The sequence below is a fragment of the Salmonella sp. 32020114201800008SM genome (genome assembly GCF_017572025.1).
Classification (GTDB): domain Bacteria; phylum Pseudomonadota; class Gammaproteobacteria; order Enterobacterales; family Enterobacteriaceae; genus Salmonella; species Salmonella enterica.
The window spans coordinates 1-18,725 of the sequence record NZ_JAGEQM010000013.1 but is presented as its reverse complement, the minus strand read 5'-3'; the positions used below and the strand labels follow the sequence as shown (position 1 = coordinate 18,725).

At 49.3% G+C, this 18,725-nt stretch carries 19 protein-coding genes; 6 read left to right on the top strand and 13 right to left on the bottom strand.

The genetic code is table 11. The features are described from left to right. Positions 1-2: 2 nt before the first annotated feature. The 10 genes from J4613_RS21850 to yihU form a co-directional block, all read right to left on the bottom strand. Complete coding sequence (locus tag J4613_RS21850; protein WP_017465953.1) at positions 3-851, bottom strand: STM4015 family protein; 849 nt, start codon at positions 849-851, stop codon at positions 3-5. Positions 852-1,007: 156 nt separating this feature from the next. Further along, a complete protein-coding gene (gene ompL / locus J4613_RS21845; protein WP_000838828.1) occupies positions 1,008-1,700 on the bottom strand; it encodes a porin OmpL in 693 nt (230 codons plus the stop codon). Positions 1,701-1,767: 67 nt separating this feature from the next. Further along, entirely contained in the window at positions 1,768-3,186 is a 1,419-nt protein-coding gene (locus J4613_RS21840) for an MFS transporter (protein ID WP_001112785.1), read from the bottom strand. 45 nt (positions 3,187-3,231) lie between these two features. Beyond that, positions 3,232-4,614 (bottom strand): MFS transporter, encoded by a 1,383-nt coding sequence (locus J4613_RS21835; protein ID WP_000084233.1) that lies wholly within the window; start codon positions 4,612-4,614, stop codon positions 3,232-3,234. 45 nt (positions 4,615-4,659) lie between these two features. Next, positions 4,660-6,696: an alpha-glucosidase gene (locus J4613_RS21830; protein ID WP_017465951.1), complete on the bottom strand. Its 2,037-nt coding sequence runs from the start codon at positions 6,694-6,696 to the stop codon at positions 4,660-4,662. Positions 6,697-6,819: 123 nt separating this feature from the next. Next, the gene (locus tag J4613_RS21825) at positions 6,820-7,695 is read right to left on the bottom strand and encodes a sulfite exporter TauE/SafE family protein (protein WP_000345334.1); all 876 of its coding nucleotides are present in this window, start codon (positions 7,693-7,695) and stop codon (positions 6,820-6,822) included. Between the two features lie 88 nt (positions 7,696-7,783). After that, positions 7,784-8,686 (bottom strand): aldose-1-epimerase, encoded by a 903-nt coding sequence (locus J4613_RS21820; RefSeq protein WP_024132191.1) that lies wholly within the window; start codon positions 8,684-8,686, stop codon positions 7,784-7,786. Positions 8,687-8,757: 71 nt separating this feature from the next. Continuing rightward, a complete protein-coding gene (gene yihS, locus J4613_RS21815; RefSeq protein WP_000870940.1) occupies positions 8,758-9,999 on the bottom strand; it encodes a sulfoquinovose isomerase in 1,242 nt (413 codons plus the stop codon). A 15-nt stretch (positions 10,000-10,014) separates the two neighbouring features. Beyond that, positions 10,015-10,893: a sulfofructosephosphate aldolase gene (yihT, locus tag J4613_RS21810; protein WP_017465949.1), complete on the bottom strand. Its 879-nt coding sequence runs from the start codon at positions 10,891-10,893 to the stop codon at positions 10,015-10,017. A 22-nt stretch (positions 10,894-10,915) separates the two neighbouring features. Beyond that, positions 10,916-11,812 (bottom strand): sulfolactaldehyde 3-reductase, encoded by an 897-nt coding sequence (gene yihU, locus J4613_RS21805; RefSeq protein ID WP_000268251.1) that lies wholly within the window; start codon positions 11,810-11,812, stop codon positions 10,916-10,918. Between the two features lie 164 nt (positions 11,813-11,976). Between yihU and J4613_RS21800 the strand changes: the two genes are divergently transcribed. The 6 genes from J4613_RS21800 (at position 11,977) to fabY (ending at position 16,786) form a co-directional block, all read left to right on the top strand. Then, positions 11,977-12,873 carry a sugar kinase gene (locus J4613_RS21800; protein WP_111742529.1) on the top strand — a complete coding sequence of 299 codons (897 nt, stop codon included), beginning with the start codon at positions 11,977-11,979 and terminating at the stop codon, positions 12,871-12,873. A 33-nt stretch (positions 12,874-12,906) separates the two neighbouring features. Then, positions 12,907-13,710, top strand: coding sequence for a DeoR/GlpR family DNA-binding transcription regulator (locus J4613_RS21795; RefSeq protein ID WP_000059693.1), 804 nt, complete (start codon positions 12,907-12,909; stop codon positions 13,708-13,710). Between the two features lie 190 nt (positions 13,711-13,900). Continuing rightward, the gene (gene yihX, locus J4613_RS21790) at positions 13,901-14,500 is read left to right on the top strand and encodes a glucose-1-phosphatase (RefSeq protein WP_001621364.1); all 600 of its coding nucleotides are present in this window, start codon (positions 13,901-13,903) and stop codon (positions 14,498-14,500) included. Further along, on the top strand, positions 14,494-15,366 hold the full coding sequence (locus J4613_RS21785) for a virulence factor BrkB family protein (RefSeq protein WP_000921423.1): 873 nt from the start codon (positions 14,494-14,496) through the stop codon (positions 15,364-15,366). The genes yihX and J4613_RS21785 overlap by 7 nt, the downstream gene beginning before the upstream one ends. Then, a complete protein-coding gene (gene dtd, locus J4613_RS21780; protein ID WP_000560974.1) occupies positions 15,363-15,800 on the top strand; it encodes a D-aminoacyl-tRNA deacylase in 438 nt (145 codons plus the stop codon). The genes J4613_RS21785 and dtd overlap by 4 nt, the downstream gene beginning before the upstream one ends. A gap of 44 nt (positions 15,801-15,844) precedes the next feature. Continuing rightward, positions 15,845-16,786: a fatty acid biosynthesis protein FabY gene (gene fabY, locus J4613_RS21775; RefSeq protein WP_001518251.1), complete on the top strand. Its 942-nt coding sequence runs from the start codon at positions 15,845-15,847 to the stop codon at positions 16,784-16,786. A gap of 14 nt (positions 16,787-16,800) precedes the next feature. Here fabY and J4613_RS21770 read toward each other — a convergent pair whose 3' ends face one another. From J4613_RS21770 to J4613_RS21760, 3 genes are all read right to left on the bottom strand, one after another. Then, positions 16,801-17,247, bottom strand: coding sequence for a type II toxin-antitoxin system HigA family antitoxin (locus J4613_RS21770; protein ID WP_017465948.1), 447 nt, complete (start codon positions 17,245-17,247; stop codon positions 16,801-16,803). Next, complete coding sequence (locus tag J4613_RS21765) at positions 17,244-17,555, bottom strand: type II toxin-antitoxin system HigB family toxin (protein ID WP_017465947.1); 312 nt, start codon at positions 17,553-17,555, stop codon at positions 17,244-17,246. The genes J4613_RS21770 and J4613_RS21765 overlap by 4 nt, the downstream gene beginning before the upstream one ends. Before the next feature lie 85 nt (positions 17,556-17,640). Further along, positions 17,641-18,570, bottom strand: coding sequence for an alpha/beta hydrolase (locus J4613_RS21760; protein ID WP_111742528.1), 930 nt, complete (start codon positions 18,568-18,570; stop codon positions 17,641-17,643). Between the last annotated feature and the right edge of the window lie 155 nt (positions 18,571-18,725).

The window sequence follows — 18,725 nt, the reverse complement described above, 5'->3', positions numbered from 1 at the left end:
AATCACTCGGTGTACATCGCATTCATATAAATATCGCCATCGTAATCATCAGGCTCCAGAGCTTCTGAAAGATTCAGGTTTATCGGCAGTGTGGCTTTTAGCTTTTCCTGCATCTCCGGCGTCAAATAGTGGTGGTGGAGATCGAGTGTTTCCAGATGCGCAATTCGGTCTTTATGCTCCAGCAGCGCCTCTGCGCCGTTGTCCGTTAAGGTACCGCATGAGAGTTCCAGCACGTTAAGCTGCGGCAGGATATTACTTTCCAGCACCCGGCGGGCGATATCATCCTGCTCTTCGCTGTTCATCAACCCCAGATGGGTGAGCTGAGGGAAAAGATCTTTCGATGCCAGCGTCATCACGTCATCCAGCGAACCGTCAAAACCGTATTCCTCTACGCCCAGGAAGAGCTTCAGCGTTTTTAATGCAGGGAGCTGCGCATTTTGTAGTTCGGCAAGCACATTAGAAGGGATGCCGCCGGAAATGATTTCCAGGTGCTCCAGTTTCTCATGATGTATAGCGCCCAGTCGCAGATCCGACGCGCCTTTAATAATCAGTTCTTTCAGATTGGGTAACGCCGCATAGAGCCTGGAATAGTCACCTTGTTTAATCCAGGAGATCTCGCAGTCTTCGCTCTCCATATCACCGATAAACAGTGATTCCAGGTGAGTAAAGCGGGAGGCGTTCTCCACAATCATATCAATAATAGGCTGGCAGGTTTCGTCTTCCCAACAATCACCCCAGTTACCAATGGTCAGTGAGCGAAGCTTTGGCAGATCTTCATCGGTTAAAATCAAATTAATGAGCTGTTCCTGGGTTAATTCATTGTCCCAATCAATATTAAATCGCTTATTCATTTGTTTCCCTTCTCTATAAGCATGAATATGGTAAAACGCTTTGCGAATATTATCATGGCGCTTAGAGACGGGATATCGGGAGTCTGATTCAGGATGAATGAGCGGGCAGAACAACTACCCGCTGTGATGCAGATTCGAAAAATAGAGGCGATAATATCAGAAGAAATACTTCGCCCCGATACGAATCTGGTTTTGCTCTCTATGGTAGGGGCCCACGTTACGATCTAACCAGCGTAATTCAAAATAGGGCAACCAGTGTTCATTGATACGATAACGGAAGGTATTGGTGATTTCCCAATGATGCTTCGTACCATTACTACTATTAAAATCATTAACGTTATAAAAATAGTGTGGTTCAAAGGTATAAGAAAATTTATCGGTAATGATAAAATTCCAATAGTTACCGATTTCATAGCTGTCATTATTATCCAGTTCGCCATTCAAATCGGTTGAACTATAATTATTGTGATTATATCGGTTACGTACCGTAAGATTAAACCACGGGGTAAATTTATAGTTAACATCCAGATAGACGGCGCCGCCGGAACCAATGCTTTTGTCGTTTATTAACCCGCCAGGCTGGATGGTTAATTTATCTGTAGGTTTAAATAATGGATACCAGCCCTCAATCTCATTATAACCGTGCTTTAATTCATCATCACGCTGTAGCGTATAGGTATTGGTCAACATAATTCCGGCCCCCATATCGGAGTTATAGCCGACGCGCAGCATAAACTCCATTTGGTCAGACGCCAGGTTATAGGCCTCACGGTTTTCTACATAAGCGCCAGCAAAAACAGAGGTGGATATTACTGAAGTTAATATCACTAGAGTATTCAGAGATTTCATAATAAATCCATTTTTCAAATATAGGGAAGCCGCCATCCATCGGGATGGATAAAGCGGCAAGCGTCGTTTAATTATTTACAGTAGAAATACTTTGTTTATTATTAGTCGCGACAATTTGATTACCTGTTTTCTTTCGTTGGGCAATTTCCTCGATAATAAAAGCGAAACGTTGTTCATTGAGCTTATAAAAAAAGCCCATCGTTAGTGCTGCGATAATGGCAAGACCGCAAGGCCATAAAAAAATGAGCTGACGCAAACCAAGCAACGTGGTGTCACTTTGAGCTATGTTGGGGATATAACCGATTTGCGTCAGCATAATACCTGGCAAAAAGCCAGCAAGCGCAGCGGAAATTTTGCGGGAAAAGGTATAACCCGTATACACCGAGCCTTCAGCGCGAATACCCGTTTTCCATTCACCGTAGTCAACCGTATCCGGAACCAGCGCCCAGTTCAGGCTGTTGACGAAAGCGGTACCGAAGAAGGCGATACAAGAAAAAATGACAAAATAAAAGGAGTTATAACCCCAAAAATAATTTAAAACATCGCCCGCGGCCCATAAAAGCATACCTGCTAAATACACGCGTTTCTTGCCAAAGCATTTTACGGTCCAGGGAACTAACAAAACACCAATAATTACACAGCCCATACTAAAAAAACCCATCCAGGATAATAGGTTAATGTCATTTAGTACATATTGGGTATAATAAACCTGAATAGCGAGCTTGATATTAAATGCTGCTAGTGTACACAAATTTGCAATGCATAGAACTAATAGTGGTGGGTTGTGAAAAATTGCACAAAATGATTTGATGATGCTTGCCTTATGTCCCGGCGATGGGGGTTCAATGTAATGTTCTTTGGTTCCTTTATAACATAACATAATAAAAATGAAACCAAAGATAGAGAAAGTTAAGGCTGCATAACCATAACCAATGGTAGTTGTAGAGAATAAAGATTGAAGTGGAATAAAAGCAACCGTACAGATTAATAATCCTATTGTTGCCCCTCCCTGCCGGAAAGCTGCCAGTTGTGCGCGTTCATTTGGATTTTTTGTTATTGCTGGGATCATAGCGCCATATGAACAGTTCATTAGACTGTAAAACAGTCCGAATAACATAAATAGACCGGTAGCAATAGCGGTCTTTATCGGCAGACTAAATGTTGTAGCAATAAACTGAACTGTCGCAATAATTGCTGATGGTACTGCTGCATACAGAATGAAAGGTCTAAATTTCCCTCTGATTCCAATGTTTTTTTGAGAATCGAGAAGAAATCCGGTTAGCATATCTGTAAATGCAGTAAAGAATTTTGCTATGAGGAAAATAACCCCGCCATAATATGCAGGCATTCCTAGCTCATCTGTGTAAAACTTGAGCAAATATAATGTGCCAATGCTTAGCATTAGATTAGAGCCAATATCACCCGCACCGTAAGCGAGTTTTTCTCTCAAGCTTAGTTTTAGCGTTAGCGGATCATGGTCAGGCATAACCACTCCTTACAACGCCCCGAAGGGCATCAGTCATCATTATTGTTAAGCAGTACGTTTACGTGCTTCTATTTCCTCAACGATACGTATGTACATTTTCTCGTTGAGGTTGTAAAAACAGCCCATTGTAATCATGGCCAACACTGCGAGGGCACAAGGATATATGAAGATCAACTGACGTAATCCTTCAACAGTGCTGGTTGATTGCACCACGTTGGGTATGTAGCCAATTTGAGTAAGCATCCATCCGGGAAAAAATCCAGCCAACGCTTGGGACATTTTGCGAAAGAAGGTGAGCCCGGTATAAACCGTCCCTTCGGAACGAACACCTGTACGCCATTCACCATATTCCACTGTGTCCGAGACTAGCGCCCAGTTCAGGCTGTTGACGAATGCTGAACCAAAGAATGCCAGACAGGAGAAGGCCACGAAGCTCACCGAACTGTCGCCGAAGCTGTAGTTAAGCAAATCACCCACGGCCCAAATTAGCAGTCCGCCGATATAGACTTTTTTCTTACCAAAACGGCGTACAGCGGTAGGCATTAAAAATACGCCGATGAAGATACAACCCATACTGAAGAATCCCATATAGGACAACAGAATCGGATCGTTCAGCACGTACTGGGTGTAGTAGACCTGAATCGCCAGTTTGACATTAAATGCCGCAAGGGTGCAAAGGTTGGCGACGCACAGAATAAACAACGGGCGGTTACCGGCGATGGCGCGAAAGGATTGCAAAATTCCTGCTTTTTGTGCGGAATCAGCCTGTTTGACCTCGACATAACGCTCTTTGACACCCGCATAGCAAAGCCACATAAATAGCAGCCCGCATAACGAGAAAAGAGCAGCGGTTACGCCATATTGCAATTGTTGATTGCCTTCAATCAAATTCATAACTGGTACAAAAGCAACGGTGCCAATGAGAAGGCCTAAGGTGGATCCGCCCTGGCGCCAGGCTGCCAGCGAGGCACGTTCATTTGGATTTTTGGTTATAGCTGGCACCATCGCGCCATAAGAGCAGTTCATTAGGCTGTAGCATAATCCATACAGCATAAACAGCAGCGTTGCGACGACCGTTTTGCCCGTAATTTCTAACGGTGTTCCTATAAAGTTGGCTGTAGCCAGCAGTGCTACAGGGAATGAGCCATACAGAACGAACGGGCGAAATTTACCTTTCGGTCCTATTTTTCGCCGCGAGTCGAGCACAATACCAGTGCCCATATCGGCAAATGCGGTAAAGAATTTAGCGATTAAGAAAATAATCCCACCATAGGTTCCCGGAAGACCGAGGACATCTGTGTAGAATTTCAACAAATAGAGTGTTCCAATATCCAGCAGAATATTGGAACCCAGATCGCCTATGCCATAAGCTATTTTTTCTTTAAGCGGCAGGCGTAGCGTTGCCGGATCAGCAGAGGTCTGACTCATTATTTTTCTCCATCTGCCCGCAGGTTTCCCTGCGGGCGAGCCGTATTAGATATTCCGTAAAGAAGCAAAAAGTGAAGCCCACTTGCTCTTCGCGCGATAGAAGACCGGCGGTTTGCCAATGGGCGCATCCACGGTAATTTCACCGCCGTGGTGAGCTTCGCCGGTCCAGATATTCACCCAGTGATCTTCCGGCAGGTACAGCGTCCAGTCGCAACGCCCCTGCTCGTGAACCGGCGCGACCAGCAGATCCTGACCGAGCAGATATTGATATTTCAGGGTGTAGGTTGCGGCATCGTTCTCGTAGTGCAGGAATAGCGGACGCATGACCGGCAGACCGGTAGCCGCGTTTTGCGCCACCGCCTGCTTGAGATACGGTTTCAGCGTGGTAAAGACGGTGGTCATGCGGGCAAAGTGGGCAATAGTTTCCGCGTCGCCGTCGAACTGCCAGTTATCGCCGGGGCGGTTGCCTTCATGGGTGCGCATCATCGGCGTAAAGGCGCTGAAATCGCACCAGCGCAGCAGCAACTCTTTGCTGCGTTTCATGTCAAACAGGGTGGTGTAGCCGCCGATATCGCTGTGATGCAGACCGTGGCCGGTCATCGCCAGCGACAATGCCGCAGGCACGACAGAGGCCAGACCATCATCAAGGCTCCAGTCAACGTTCTGGTCGCCTGCCCACATCATGGTGGAATATTTCTGACTGCCGGTGTAACCCGCACGCATAAAGAACAGGATCTCGCCGAGCTTGCCGGTCTCCTGTAGCGCTTCGTAGTTACACTTCGCCCAGAGCGCAGGCCAGGCGTTATGCATGATCTCTGCGCTGACGCCGTTGTGCAGATACGTGTCGGTCGGCAGATATTCGCCGAAATCCGCCATCCAGCCGCTGCAGCCGAGCGCGATCATGTTCTTTTTGATGACGTCTTTGAACCAGTCGTAAGCTTCAGGATTGGTCAGATCGACCACGCCGCCATAGAATTCGCCAAACTCGACCAGATAGTCGCCGCCCGTGGCGTCTTTCGCCAGGTAGCCGTGTTTCGCCGCCTCGGCGCAGAGGTCTTTATCACTGGCGACGTATGGGTTGATATAAGAGAGGAACTGTACGCCTTCTTCTTTCCACTGTTTGATCCGGCTATCCAGCTGTGGATAGTTGTCGCTATTCCACTTCCAGTTCCACATCACGCGTTTGCCGAAAGAGGTCATACGAATGCCGGACCAGTCCTGCGCCCAAATACCGTTCACTTTTACGCCTGCGTTGCGCATGGTATCCAGTTTTTGCTGGCAAACTTCCGTACCGCCCTGAATGCCTAGCGTGACGCCGTCGTAAACCCAGTCCGGCAGCTCCGGCTGGCGACCTAACAGCGCAGTCAGTTTTTCCAGCAGGGCGATGTAGGTGTCGGCACACTCAAAACGTAGCGTAGTTTTATCTTCCCACAGCGCCAGTTCGTGATACTCCGGCGCGCTGAAGTCGAAATTCATATAGCAGCTATTATCGACGTGGCAGTAATACTTCTGCGTGCTGACAAAGGTCGGTTGCGGGAAGAAGGTCCAGTAATAGTCGCCGCCGGAGTTCTCTTTACAGTCTGCCTGCCAGGTGACATAGCTGGTTTTATTACGGCCAACGCCCTGTTCGCTGGTCCACAGCGGGAACGGCTTGCCGCGCAAATCGAAATAAGAGAACTGTTCGCCGCAGCCGTAGATATGGTCGTCTGGATTAGCCGCGAGGCGTAACCAGATACGGTTATGGTGCAGGTCGTCGTTTTGCAGATCCAGCTGCAGGCGTCCCGCCTCATCGGCGGAGATGCGAAGGGTGGCGCTAATTGTTGCGCCACGGCTGAATTGTACCAGCCAGCCGTCAGGTAGCTCGCTGACGGTGGCCTCCGTTAATGCAATCTTTTCGTTAAGTTTGTCTTTGATGCTAAAGTTGCCGCGAAACATGTCAATGTCGGCAACGCCCGCGCCAATCCACAGACAGGGGGTTTCGGCGCTGTGGCGTAAAATCAGGCGCTGGTGGTACGTCAGCGTAAAGCCCTCAATGTTCTTTTCTATCAGGACAGAGGATAAATGCTTACTTTGCGTGCTCATAAAATATTCTCCATGAAATTGAGGAACGCGAGCATACTGATTGTTTATGATTCGTTATTATTCATTAGCCTTAAATAGTTATGCGCTACTCTTGAAGTAGCGCCTGAACAAAGCAAGCACTTATTATTTGCTGGCATCCACTTTACGAATCTCAGCAATTTTTTTGCCTAAAAGTATTTGTAATATTGCCAACAGTACAAATGGTGGTAGAAGCGCAGTAGCCGCTGAAACACCTAATGCACCTTTTATTAACATTGCACCCGAAGCAATTAATAATAAAAATACTAAAACGCGGAATACTTTTACCGAAATACGCTTATGAACATATTGCCCGACTAAGGAACCGAGTATCATGGTAGGGATACAGAAAATAACCAGTTTAAATGTTGAAATTGTTAATATTCCACTGGTTGCCAGGCCGCCGACAACTGCAATGTTGTTTGCCGTAAAGAATGCATTCAGCGTACCGCGAAAAGCGGCTGGGCCAAGGTTACGTAGCATTCCATACATCACAACTGGCGGTCCATTTGTGGAAAAGGCCGCTCCTAGCGCCCCAGCTATCGCCCCTAACGGTGCAGCAATCCAACGTCTGTCATAGATGGGTAGACGGGGAATAAACATACTGTAGAATGAGTAGAGAATAAGAAAACCACCCAATCCTATTTTCATTATGTGATCAGGTAGATAGGAAAGTGCATATAAACCTACCGGAATGCCAAGAAAAGAGAAGCCGATAAGAACGGCAGCCGATCGCCAGTCCGTTTCTTTACGAGATAACCATGTGGCATAAATGGCGGTCGCTGTTCCGACAATAACAGAAAGTGGTGTTGCCATTTTTACAGGTAGCATTAGGGTTATGAGCGGCATGGTAGTCAATCCACCACCAAAGCCAGCACATATTCCTACGAATGTATAAAGAAACATTAAGGCGATAACGGTGTATATAACACCAGGTTCCAACATCACGCCATCAGGTGTAAATAAATTAAAGAAATCCATTATAATTCCTTCATTATCAAATTCTAAAATATTACTTTGACTGTTTTAAGTCAGGGTAATAGGTATCCTGCACAAATAAATACATGAACTATATGCATTCACCACAAATATTAAAAAACAATATATGCTGTTGTTTTGGTTTAAGTAATAGTAAGTCGATCCCAGAATTAAAGGCATTCGGCGGACAACTCATCGGTTCGATAGCTAATCCCCGGCGATTCAACTTTTCGCCACTATAGACCTGAAGCCACGGTTGATCGGAACATAAACTAACAGCCAGTTCCTGTTGATGGTTAATAATTTTCGCCTCCCATCGCTCGCTGTAAGTTTTGAAAGTATGATCAATCCGTTTATCACCAATTTTTTGTTGGATGGAATAGTCCAGATTCAGCTCATCGACGCGTAGTAACGTTGATGAGTTAGACTGTGTATCGAAAGCAAAAACCTCTTTTGCAGGAAGTTGCAGCGTATAATCATCAACAGGTGCTAAGTCACAGGTTAAGTAGGGGTGAACACCGACGCCATAAGGTGCTGGTTTATCGCCGATATTTTGGCTAATTATTTCAACGGACAGCCCTGTTGTTGTGTCCAGTGAGTAAATAACCTGCGAAATCAATGCGAATGGGTAGCCATAGCTTGGCGGTAAAAATATGGAGAACGAGGCTTTTGTGGCTGTTAATTCATCAACTTGCCAGTCTCTCCATGCAAGCAAGCCGTGAATAGCGGCGTTAGAGCCATGTTCATTAATCGGCAACTGATACTCATGCCCATCATGCTGATAGATACCATTGGCAATACGATTTGGCCAAGGGATTAATACCTTACCCAGATGAGCAAGAGGCATCTCTTCTGGTTTATGAGGTATAACCAGATGCTTGCCCTGCCAGGTTAATTCGGCAAGACCGGCACCCACTGAAACTATTTGCGCCCGGTAATCACCTGCAGCGAGTAATATCGTATTCCCACCACTATGCATACATATCACCTTAATATTAGATACCCTTACTAAACAACGGCATATGCAATGTTCATTTGCTGATATGCCGTCGTTACCAGGCTTATTTATTTCGCATTGATATCTAACAAACCTGCTGCTACGGCTGGTGCCAGCCCTGGAGCGAGCGGGATGCGTGGAATTACCAGACAGTGCAGCAGATGGTATATATCCTGCTTACCGTCCCAGACTTTAGTTGTCACCTTGTTGTCAGCATCCAATTCTTGCCACCAGGAACCATTTTCATAGTCCATCAGGTATTTAATGCAGTAATCCCACCATGTTTGATACCAGGTTTCGTATTGACGATCCCCTGTTACGGTATAGAGGGCATAGGCTGTCCCCATCGCTTCTACAATTGGCCAGCGTACACGTTCACGTACAACGGGTTTCCCTTCCCAATCAACGGTATACACAATGCCGTCTGCTCCATCCGGAGCCCAGGCATCACGTACCGTAGCGTGGAACAAACCTTTCGCGTCTTCCAGCAGCCATGCAGGGGGTTGTTCGCATCTGGCTTCCAGTGCTGCGTGGATATGCAGCATTAAACGACCCCATTCGATCCAATGACCTGGAGTACCGCCAAATGCACGGAAACGGTGTGCTGGATTTTCTTTGTTATAGTCGCGGATAGGATTCCACTGTGAATCGAAATGTTCATTAACACGGTAATGATTATTTCTGGCTACATCATGAATAATGACTGATGCGATTCTGATAGCGCGATCCAGCCATTTTTTGTCATGGGTAACGTCATAAACAATCAGGAACGCTTCGACGGCGTGCATATTGGCGTTACCGCCACGGTAATCTTCGGTTTTGCTAAAGGCTTCGTCCCAGGACTCCAGGCACATCTGCTCTTCTTCACTCCAGAAGTATTTCTCAATCACTTCTATGGTGTAATCCAGCAATTTTCTGGCTTCAGGATGACCGGTCGTGACGGCGCTGGCCGCGCCCAGCAAGGCGAAGAAGTGTTGATAACCCTGTTTAGAGGCATCTACCACGCCCTGATCGTTAACGCAGGCATACCAGCCGCCGTATTTTTTATCGCGCAGCGCGCCGTTCATGGCTTTGATGCCATGATCGACCAGATCATAAGCGCCCGGTCGGCCCATCGACGCCGCCACGGAATAAACGTGCAGCATACGCGCCGTGATCCAAAGATGGGTGCCCATCTCTTCTTTAATTTGCCCTTTATTTCCCAGCCAGCCGAAGCCTGTCGGCACCACGGCGTTTTTACCGAAATTAAAGATGCGGTCGGTTTCCTGCTCCAGCCAGCGGTTGTGGCTCAATGTGTTAAACCATTTCATTCTTTCATCCTCGTATTAGCGGCGACAAGCCATCATTTCATCGACAATGTCACCTAAACGTTGCAATTTAGGCGCGGAAACATCACGTAGCATCAGCTCGGTATCCGGTAAACCAATCACTGATGACCAGACCGCGCGTCCCGCCAGGAACCCGGATGCGCCAGCTTCCATGGCGACCCTGACTGCGCGAGGGAACAGTTTTTCGTCCACACCGGAAGAGAGGATGACCCACGGCATATTGATATGCCCATTCAGGCGTTGTGAGGCGGTAAGAAGATCGGAGCGCGCGCCTTTGCCGTAGAGCGGCATTTCAACTTTGTAAAGATCGGCGCCGCTGTCGCCCAGCTCTTTGGCCGCATCGATAATCGCCTGCTCGCGATCGAACTTGTCGCCGCAGCGCGGCGGACGTACAACCGGTTCGATAATGCTCAGCAAACCATTGGAGTGGCATAATTCATTGAATTCTTTGACCATATCCAGACGCTGCTGCGCGTCTTCGTCGCTGCGCCACAGCACCAACAGTTTTAAGGCTTTCGCGCCATCCCGTTTTACCGCCTGCGCATTAATTTTTTTATCAATGACCACGTTATCAACGGGAATACCGTTGCCCGGGATGAAATCATCCGCCGCGACGATCATGGCGCAGCTTTTAGCGACCGCGTTTTGTTCTACGGCCTGGCGATAACAGAACTGCTGATCCAGCAGAACGGCAGAGGCATACGGGGAAAGAATTTTCGCCGCATTCATTTTGAAATCCGTCAGCACGCTATCGGCAACGGGTGTTTTCGCACCAGCAGCAGCAAACATTAAACGCATCGCCTCGCGCTGATCGACAGCCAGCATGGCAAACCCGCCGGAAGCTCGCGTAATGTCTTTGATGGTGTAGTTGTTCATTCAATTTTCCTTTATACAGTCGTTACTTTTTTACGTTGGCGGTCAGCCCGGCGCTGATGCGCACCTGTTCCAGGATGGCGCTCCAGTCTTCCCGACCGCGGCCTGCGGCCCGCGCCAGGTTATAAACTTCACGGGAGGCGGCGCCGAGCGGCATCGGTACGTGCAGTTGATTGGCGACATCCAACGCGATGCCAAGATCTTTGTGCGCCAGATCGATCATGAAGGCGGGAGACAGATCTCCTTTCATCACTTTATTCGGCCAAGTGGTGGTGAAATGCCCTTTGCCTGCGGCAGTGCCGCTCATCACTTTTAAAGCCACGTCGAAGGAAAGCCCCAGCGCTTCACACAGCACGGCGGCTTCGGCGGAGAGCGCATTTAGCGCAATACTCATGTAGTTGTTGATCAGTTTTACGCGAATACCCATTCCCGGGCCGCCGGTGTTGACCAGTTCATTACCCATCGCCATCAGAACAGGGGTAGCGCGCTCTACTTGCTCCGTCGTACCGCCTGCCAGCAGCAACAATGTGCCGGTAATCGCGTTGTCGGATGTCCGGCCTACCGGCACATCCATCATGCTGAACCCTTTGCTCTGCATGTCGGCAATCAGCTTATCGGTTTGCAACGGATGAATAGTGGACATATCAATGACCAGCGCTTCACGGGAAAGAGTTTCACAAACGCCTTGCTCGCCAAACAAAACGGAACGAACCAGATCGCCGTTCGGGAGCATGGTGATAACAAATTCAGCGCCGATGGTTGCCTGAGCCGGGCTGCTTGCAGGTTGCGCGCCTTTGTCTACCAGACGCTGTACGGCGTCGGGATTAACATCGAAGACGCTGAGTTGATGGCCCTGCTTTAGCAGATTGCTCGCCATAGGGGAGCCCATCTGTCCCAACCCGATAAATGCTATAACTGCCATATCGTTCTCCTGAACACGGTGGTGTCATTTTTTGTCATTAATGAGCCTTTTTCTGTCTGTTTGTGATCGTATTTGTAATTTATAGTCAAAAAATTGACAGCCGTCACTTTTTAAACATTTCGTGAAATTAAAATGAGCACATCGAAAATGCTTGAGGAATGACCATGGTTCGTATTGCTTGTGTAGGTATTACCGTGATGGATCGCATCTATTACGTGGAAGGATTACCAACAGAAGGAGGTAAATATGTGGCGAAGCGCTATACGGAAGTGGGCGGCGGGCCTGCGGCCACCGCTGCCGTGGCTGCGGCGAAATTGGGCGCGCAGGTGGACTTTATTGGCCGTGTGGGCGATGACGACACCGGAAACAGCCTGCTGGCGGAACAGGAATCCTTGGGGGTAAATACCCGTTATACCCGCCGCTACACGCAGGCCATGTCGTCGCAGTCAGCGATTATGGTGGATGCCAAAGGAGAGCGGATTATCGTTAATTATCCCAGCCCGGATTTATTACCTGACGCCGACTGGCTTAACGACATCGATTTTTCGCAGTGGGATGTGGTGTTGGCGGATGTGCGCTGGCATGACGGCGCAAAACAGGCGTTTACGCTGGCGCGTCAGGCTGGCGTCATGACTGTTCTTGATGGCGATATTACGCCGCAGGATATTAGCGAGCTGGTGGCGTTAAGCGACCACGCCGCCTTCTCCGAGCCAGGGCTGGCACGCCTGACGGGGATGAGCGAAGCTATTGATGCGCTAAAAAAAGCACAAATGCTCACAAATGGACATGTCTATGTCACGCGAGGCAGTGAAGGCTGCAACTGGTTGGAAAAAGCGGCGGTACGCCACCAACCGGGTTTTACCGTGGAGGTAGTGGATACTACCGGCGCGGGCGATGTTTTTCATGGCGCACTGGCATTTGGCCTGGCAAGCGGATACGCCATCGAAGAGGCTGTCAGATTCGCCAGCGGCGTTGCCGCGCTGAAGTGTACGCGCCCGGGTGGCCGGGCGGGTATCCCTGATTGTGAGCAAACCCGATCTTTCTTGTCACTTTTTGTATAATATGAGCAGTAGGAAGCTTTTAGAGGAATGCTCATGAGTCTTACCGAACTGACCGGTAATCCGCGACACGATCGGCTGTTAATGCTAATTGATGAACGCGGCTATATGAATATCGATGAGTTAGCCAGTTTGTTGGAGGTCTCTACCCAGACGGTTCGCCGCGATATTCGTAAATTAAGCGAGCAGGGGCTGATTACGCGTCATCACGGCGGCGCTGGCAGAGCGTCCAGTGTGGTCAATACCGCCTTTGAGCAGCGAGAGGTCTCCTGGACGCAAGAGAAAAAAGCCATTGCGGAAGCCGTGGCTGACTATATTCCGGATGGCTCCACGATATTTATCACGATTGGAACGACGGTTGAGCAGGTGGCGCGCGCGCTGCTCAACCATAATCATCTGCGCATTATCACCAATAGCCTGCGCGTCGCGCACATTCTTTATAATAACCCTCGTTTTGAAGTGATGGTGCCTGGCGGCACGCTGCGCCCGCATAATAGCGGCATTATCGGGCCATCCGCGGCGGCGTTTGTGGCGGGGTTCCGGGCTGACTATCTCGTCACCAGCGTAGGCGCGATAGAGAGCGATGGCGCGTTACTGGAGTTTGATGTCAACGAAGCCAGCGTAGTGAAAACCATGATGGCTCACTCGCGACATATTCTGCTGGCCGCCGATCATACGAAATACCATGCTTCTGCGGCGGTTGAGATCGGCAATGTGTCACAGATTACCGCTCTGTTTACGGACGAGTATCCCGGTCCGGCATTACAGAATTTACTTCAATCCCAGCAAATCGAAGTGGTTCAGGTGAGTCCTTCGCTGGACGACGCCGTTTCAGCGTGACAAGCGTCCTTGCGCCGGATGGTCGCGTCAGCGCTTTATCCGGCCAATAAAACGGCGCTGTGATGCAGGCGATATTGGGCATCGTCTGCGTTTCTATTGTCTTTTTGTTAATTGATTTATAAAGGGATACATAGTCAAACTTCTCCTTTCCCGCTACAGTTATTCATCCCCGGTTAGCAAGGAGAATGACATGCTCTACATCTTTGATTTAGGTAATGTGATTGTCGACATCGACTTTAACCGCGTATTAGGTGTGTGGAGCGATCTGAGTCGAGTACCGCTGGCTTCGCTGAAGCAAAAATTTACGATGGGCGAGACTTTTCACCAACATGAACGCGGTGAGATAACGGACGAAGCGTTTGCTGAAGCTTTCTGTCATGAAATGGCGTTATCGCTCAGTTATGAACAATTCGCGCACGGCTGGCAGGCGGTATTTGTCGGATTACGGCCCGAAGTGATTGCTGTCATGCATAAACTGCGCGAGCAGGGGCATCGCGTGGTGGTGTTATCCAATACTAACCGACTGCATACCCACTTCTGGCCGGAGGAATACCCGGAGGTGCGCGCTGCCGCCGACCATATCTATTTATCGCAGGATTTGGGAATGCGTAAGCCGGAAGCGCGTATTTATCAGCACGTCCTGCAGAAAGAAGGTTTTTCCGCTGCCGATGCGGTCTTTTTCGACGACAATGCCGATAATATAGAAGGGGCCAACCAGTTGGGGATCACCAGCATTCTGGTGAAGGATAAAGCCACCATCCCTGACTATTTCGCGAAGCTGTTATGCTAAAAACCGTTCACCAAAAAGCTGGACGCCATACGCGCCCTGTTCGGGCCTGGCTCAAGCTATTATGGCAGCGTATCGATGAGGATAATATGACGACTCTGGCGGGAAATCTCGCCTATGTCTCATTACTCTCCTTAGTACCGCTTATTGCCGTCGTTTTTGCCCTTTTCGCTGCTTTTCCGATGTTTTCTGATGTCAGCATTCAGTTACGCCATTTTATTTTTGCTAACTTTATGCCAGCCACCGGAGACGTGATTCAGCGCTATATTGAGCAGTTTGTCGCTAATTCCAACAAAATGACGGCGGTGGGCGCCTGTGGACTGATTGTGACGGCATTGCTGTTGATGTACGCCATTGATAGCGCCTTAAACACTATCTGGCGCAGCAAACGCACACGGCCAAAAGTGTACTCTTTTGCGGTGTACTGGATGATCCTCACGCTCGGCCCGCTTCTCGCTGGCGCCAGCCTGGCGATCAGCTCCTACCTGCTTTCTTTACGCTGGGCCAGCGATCTGAATACGGTCATCGACAATGTATTGCGCATCCTTCCGCTGCTGCTCTCGTGGATCTCATTCTGGTTACTTTACAGTATTGTCCCAACGACTCGCGTACCGAACCGTGACGCCCTTGTCGGCGCGTTTGTCGCAGCGTTGCTGTTCGAGGCCGGAAAGAAAGGTTTCGCGCTTTATATCACCATGTTCCCGTCATATCAGCTCATTTATGGCGTACTGGCAGTGATCCCTATCCTGTTTGTCTGGGTATACTGGACCTGGTGTATAGTCTTGCTTGGCGCAGAAATAACTGTCACTCTCGGGGAATACCGAAAACTCAAACAAGCCGCAGAACAAGAAGAAGCTGACCAACCATGATTGCATTAATTCAACGCGTAACCCGTGCCAGCGTCACCGTGGAGGACGAGGTGACGGGTAAAATCGGCCCAGGACTTTTGGTGTTATTGGGTGTCGAAAAAGAAGATGACGAACAAAAAGCGAATCGTCTGTGCGAGCGCGTGCTGGGATACCGTATCTTCAGCGATGCTGACGGCAAGATGAATCTGAATGTACAACAGGCTGGCGGCAGCGTGCTGGTGGTGTCGCAGTTTACGCTGGCGGCAGATACCGAGCGTGGTATGCGACCAAGCTTTTCCGGCGGGGCTGCGCCGGATCGCGCGCAGGCGCTTTATGAATATTTTGTCGAGCGCTGCCGCCAGCAGGCGATAAACACGCAAACCGGACGCTTCGCTGCCGATATGCAGGTTGAGCTGGTTAATGACGGCCCCGTGACATTCTGGCTCCAGGTATGAGTCAGCTTCCGGCGTGGCCGCGGATAACAAGAGAGAGTACGGCTATGTATCACCTTCGAGTTCCGCAAACAGAAGAAGAATTAGAACGTTACTACCAGTTTCGCTGGGAGATGCTGCGTAAACCGCTGCACCAGCCGAAAGGGTCGGAACGGGATGGCTGGGATGCGTTGGCGCACCATCAAATGGTGGTGGACGAAGAAGGAAATTTAGTTGCAGTGGGCCGCCTGTATATCAATGCAGATAACGAGGCGTCTATCCGTTTTATGGCTGTACATCCCTCGGTACAGGATAAAGGGCTGGGGACATTAATGGCGATGACCCTGGAGTCTGTTGCCCGCCAGGAAGGCGTTAAGCGCGTCACCTGCAGTGCGCGCGAAGATGCGGTTGAGTTCTTTGCCAAACTCGGGTTTGTCAATCAGGGGGAGATTACTACGCCCACAACCACGCCAATCCGCCATTTTCTGATGATTAAACCGGTAGCATCGCTGGATGATATCCTGCATCGCGGCGACTGGTGCGGGCAGCTTCAGCAGGCCTGGTATGAGCACATTCCATTGAGTGAAAAGATGGGGGTGCGCATTCAGCAGTACACCGGGCAAAAATTTATCACCACGATGCCGGAAACCGGTAATCAAAATCCGCATCACACGGTGTTTGCCGGCAGCCTGTTCTCCCTGGCGACGCTGACCGGATGGGGACTTATCTGGCTGATGCTCCGTGAACGCCACCTGGGCGGGACGATTATTCTTGCTGACGCCCATATTCGCTACAGTAAACCCATTAGCGGAAAGCCAAACGCCGTGGCTGATTTGGGGTCGCTAAGCGGTGATTTGGACAGGCTGGCGCGGGGTAAAAAAGCGCGTGTCCAGTTGCAGGTTGAACTGTTGGGCGGCGAGACCGCCGGAGCAATTTTCGAAGGCATTTATATCGTACTACCTGCGAAACCGTTCGGCCCGTATGAAGAGGGCGGGAATGAGGAAGAGTAGCTGGACATATCCAACTACTCGATGAAGGCATCCGCTGGTAGTTTAAAGCGTTGTGTAAGCGCTTTAATATGATTAACCGTTAGTGCTCTGCGGCCATTTAAGATGTTGCTGACGTTCGATTTAGAACCAAGTTCGTTGGCAAGGTCTGCTGCTTTGAGACCGTATTGATCCATGAGCGTTCGCAATACTGAAACGCCAGGGGGTGTTTTCTCCAGGTGTTGGTTGAGTGATTTGAATTCCGGCGCATGTTTTTCGTATTCACTGATTCGGGCACAGAGCAATTCAAATAGTGGGTTTTCAAGATCGTCGTGGTCGACCAGAAACTCCACTAGCGCTAGTGCCCTGCGATACTCATTGTCATTTCGGTCTTCCCCCATCAGTGGGACGCTTTTTACCGCATCGCTGAAGGTATCAACGATCTTTTTTGCGCTGGTTGCATCCATCTGACGATGAGTTCTCATTCTTTATTACCCCGATCATATGCGGTCAGTTTGTCATATTCGGCATGGGAAACGATATGTTTCACAAATATCTTATGTAACCTGAAATCTATGTAGGAAATGAGTCTCAGGCTGTTACCAGAAACATCAATCACCCACCATTTATCTCTGTACTTAAAATTATCCAGTGAAGGAATATACCGCTTCATCTCTTCAGGCTGAGTGAATGTTTTTTTCTCCAGAACATTCAGCAACTCAGTGAGAGCAAGCTCATGGTTTGGATACATGAGCATCGCTTCATTGAACGGTTTTCGGCTGATAACATGCACAATGTCGTTCCATTACAAAGTTTTCAACCTGAAAACAATTTAGCGCAACGTTATCCAGTTTTCAAGTTGAAAACAAAATTGAATTTTAGGTCATTTTGCCTGTTGATGGGCTTACAACACGCCAGGCCACATCTCGCATGGCGCTTCGTGCCGCCTGGCTCACGCCTCCGAGCTGGAAAAAGCCATGGATGACACCGAGATAGCGCTGGTAAGTACATTCCACACCCTGTTCCTGGAACCGTTGATACAGGGCCTCGCCCTCATCGCGCAGTGGGTCGAATTCGGCAGTAATGATGTGCGTGGATGGCAGTCCGGCGAAGTCCTCACGCCAGAGCGGACTGGCTTCAGGATGCAGTGGATCGGTTCGCGGCATATACATCTCGTAGCCTGAAAGCAGCGTGTCACGCGTGATAATGTAATCCAGCCCATTACAGGTGTAGCTCGCAAACCTGGCGGTTGCGTCCAGCATGGGGTAGATCAGAATCAGCTGTGCAGGTTGCCATTGACGGGCGGCTTTCAGGCGTAGCGCGGTGACCAGCGCCAGATGCCCACCCGCGCTGTCACCGGCAAGCGTAATGTTCTCGCGATCTATCCCCAGTTTCTGGGCATATTTCCAGATAGTATTGGCTCCGGTTTCGGCATCGTTATGTGCGGCCGGGAAGGTGTGCTCTGGTGCAAGTCGGTACTGTGCCGCAATCACGCGACAACGGCTGTAAAAAGCTAACTGCCTTAACTGGTTATCGTGAGTGGCAAAACCGCCGCTGACAAAGCAGCCACCATGATAATAAATGATGCAGGGTAATTTCCCTGTGGCATTGAGCGGCGAAACCACGCGAAACGTCATGGCATCGAGTTCAATATCTTCAACCTGGACGCGGGTTTCTGTTTCTCCTGCCAGCGTCGTGCTGGCGATGTAGCCCGCCCTCCGGTCATCAATATTCTGTTCGCGAGAAGAGGGGCGTCCCGCCGCGATAAATTCCTCCACTAACTGCGCAATCCCGCTTTCCAGTGCCATTTTTCATTGCCTTTATCTGTATGGATATGGGTCTTCCCCTGTTGTGGTGAAGTTCGTGTATAATTGAGATTTTAGGGATTATAAGTATCCCTTGCCAAAGGCGTACCTTTAGTTCTGTCTGGGAGGACAACATGTTTACAATTCATAACAACCCT

Coding starts and splice junctions, on each gene's coding strand:
- J4613_RS21850 (WP_017465953.1), bottom strand. CDS start 851: ATGAATAAGCGATTTAATATTGATTGGGACAATGAATTAACCCAGGAA.
- ompL (WP_000838828.1), bottom strand. CDS start 1,700: ATGAAATCTCTGAATACTCTAGTGATATTAACTTCAGTAATATCCACC.
- J4613_RS21840 (WP_001112785.1), bottom strand. CDS start 3,186: ATGCCTGACCATGATCCGCTAACGCTAAAACTAAGCTTGAGAGAAAAA.
- J4613_RS21835 (WP_000084233.1), bottom strand. CDS start 4,614: ATGAGTCAGACCTCTGCTGATCCGGCAACGCTACGCCTGCCGCTTAAA.
- J4613_RS21830 (WP_017465951.1), bottom strand. CDS start 6,696: ATGAGCACGCAAAGTAAGCATTTATCCTCTGTCCTGATAGAAAAGAAC.
- J4613_RS21825 (WP_000345334.1), bottom strand. CDS start 7,695: ATGGATTTCTTTAATTTATTTACACCTGATGGCGTGATGTTGGAACCT.
- yihS (WP_000870940.1), bottom strand. CDS start 9,999: ATGAAATGGTTTAACACATTGAGCCACAACCGCTGGCTGGAGCAGGAA.
- yihT (WP_017465949.1), bottom strand. CDS start 10,893: ATGAACAACTACACCATCAAAGACATTACGCGAGCTTCCGGCGGGTTT.
- yihU (WP_000268251.1), bottom strand. CDS start 11,812: ATGGCAGTTATAGCATTTATCGGGTTGGGACAGATGGGCTCCCCTATG.
- J4613_RS21800 (WP_111742529.1), top strand. CDS start 11,977: ATGGTTCGTATTGCTTGTGTAGGTATTACCGTGATGGATCGCATCTAT.
- J4613_RS21795 (WP_000059693.1), top strand. CDS start 12,907: ATGAGTCTTACCGAACTGACCGGTAATCCGCGACACGATCGGCTGTTA.
- yihX (WP_001621364.1), top strand. CDS start 13,901: ATGCTCTACATCTTTGATTTAGGTAATGTGATTGTCGACATCGACTTT.
- J4613_RS21785 (WP_000921423.1), top strand. CDS start 14,494: ATGCTAAAAACCGTTCACCAAAAAGCTGGACGCCATACGCGCCCTGTT.
- dtd (WP_000560974.1), top strand. CDS start 15,363: ATGATTGCATTAATTCAACGCGTAACCCGTGCCAGCGTCACCGTGGAG.
- fabY (WP_001518251.1), top strand. CDS start 15,845: ATGTATCACCTTCGAGTTCCGCAAACAGAAGAAGAATTAGAACGTTAC.
- J4613_RS21770 (WP_017465948.1), bottom strand. CDS start 17,247: ATGAGAACTCATCGTCAGATGGATGCAACCAGCGCAAAAAAGATCGTT.
- J4613_RS21760 (WP_111742528.1), bottom strand. CDS start 18,570: ATGGCACTGGAAAGCGGGATTGCGCAGTTAGTGGAGGAATTTATCGCG.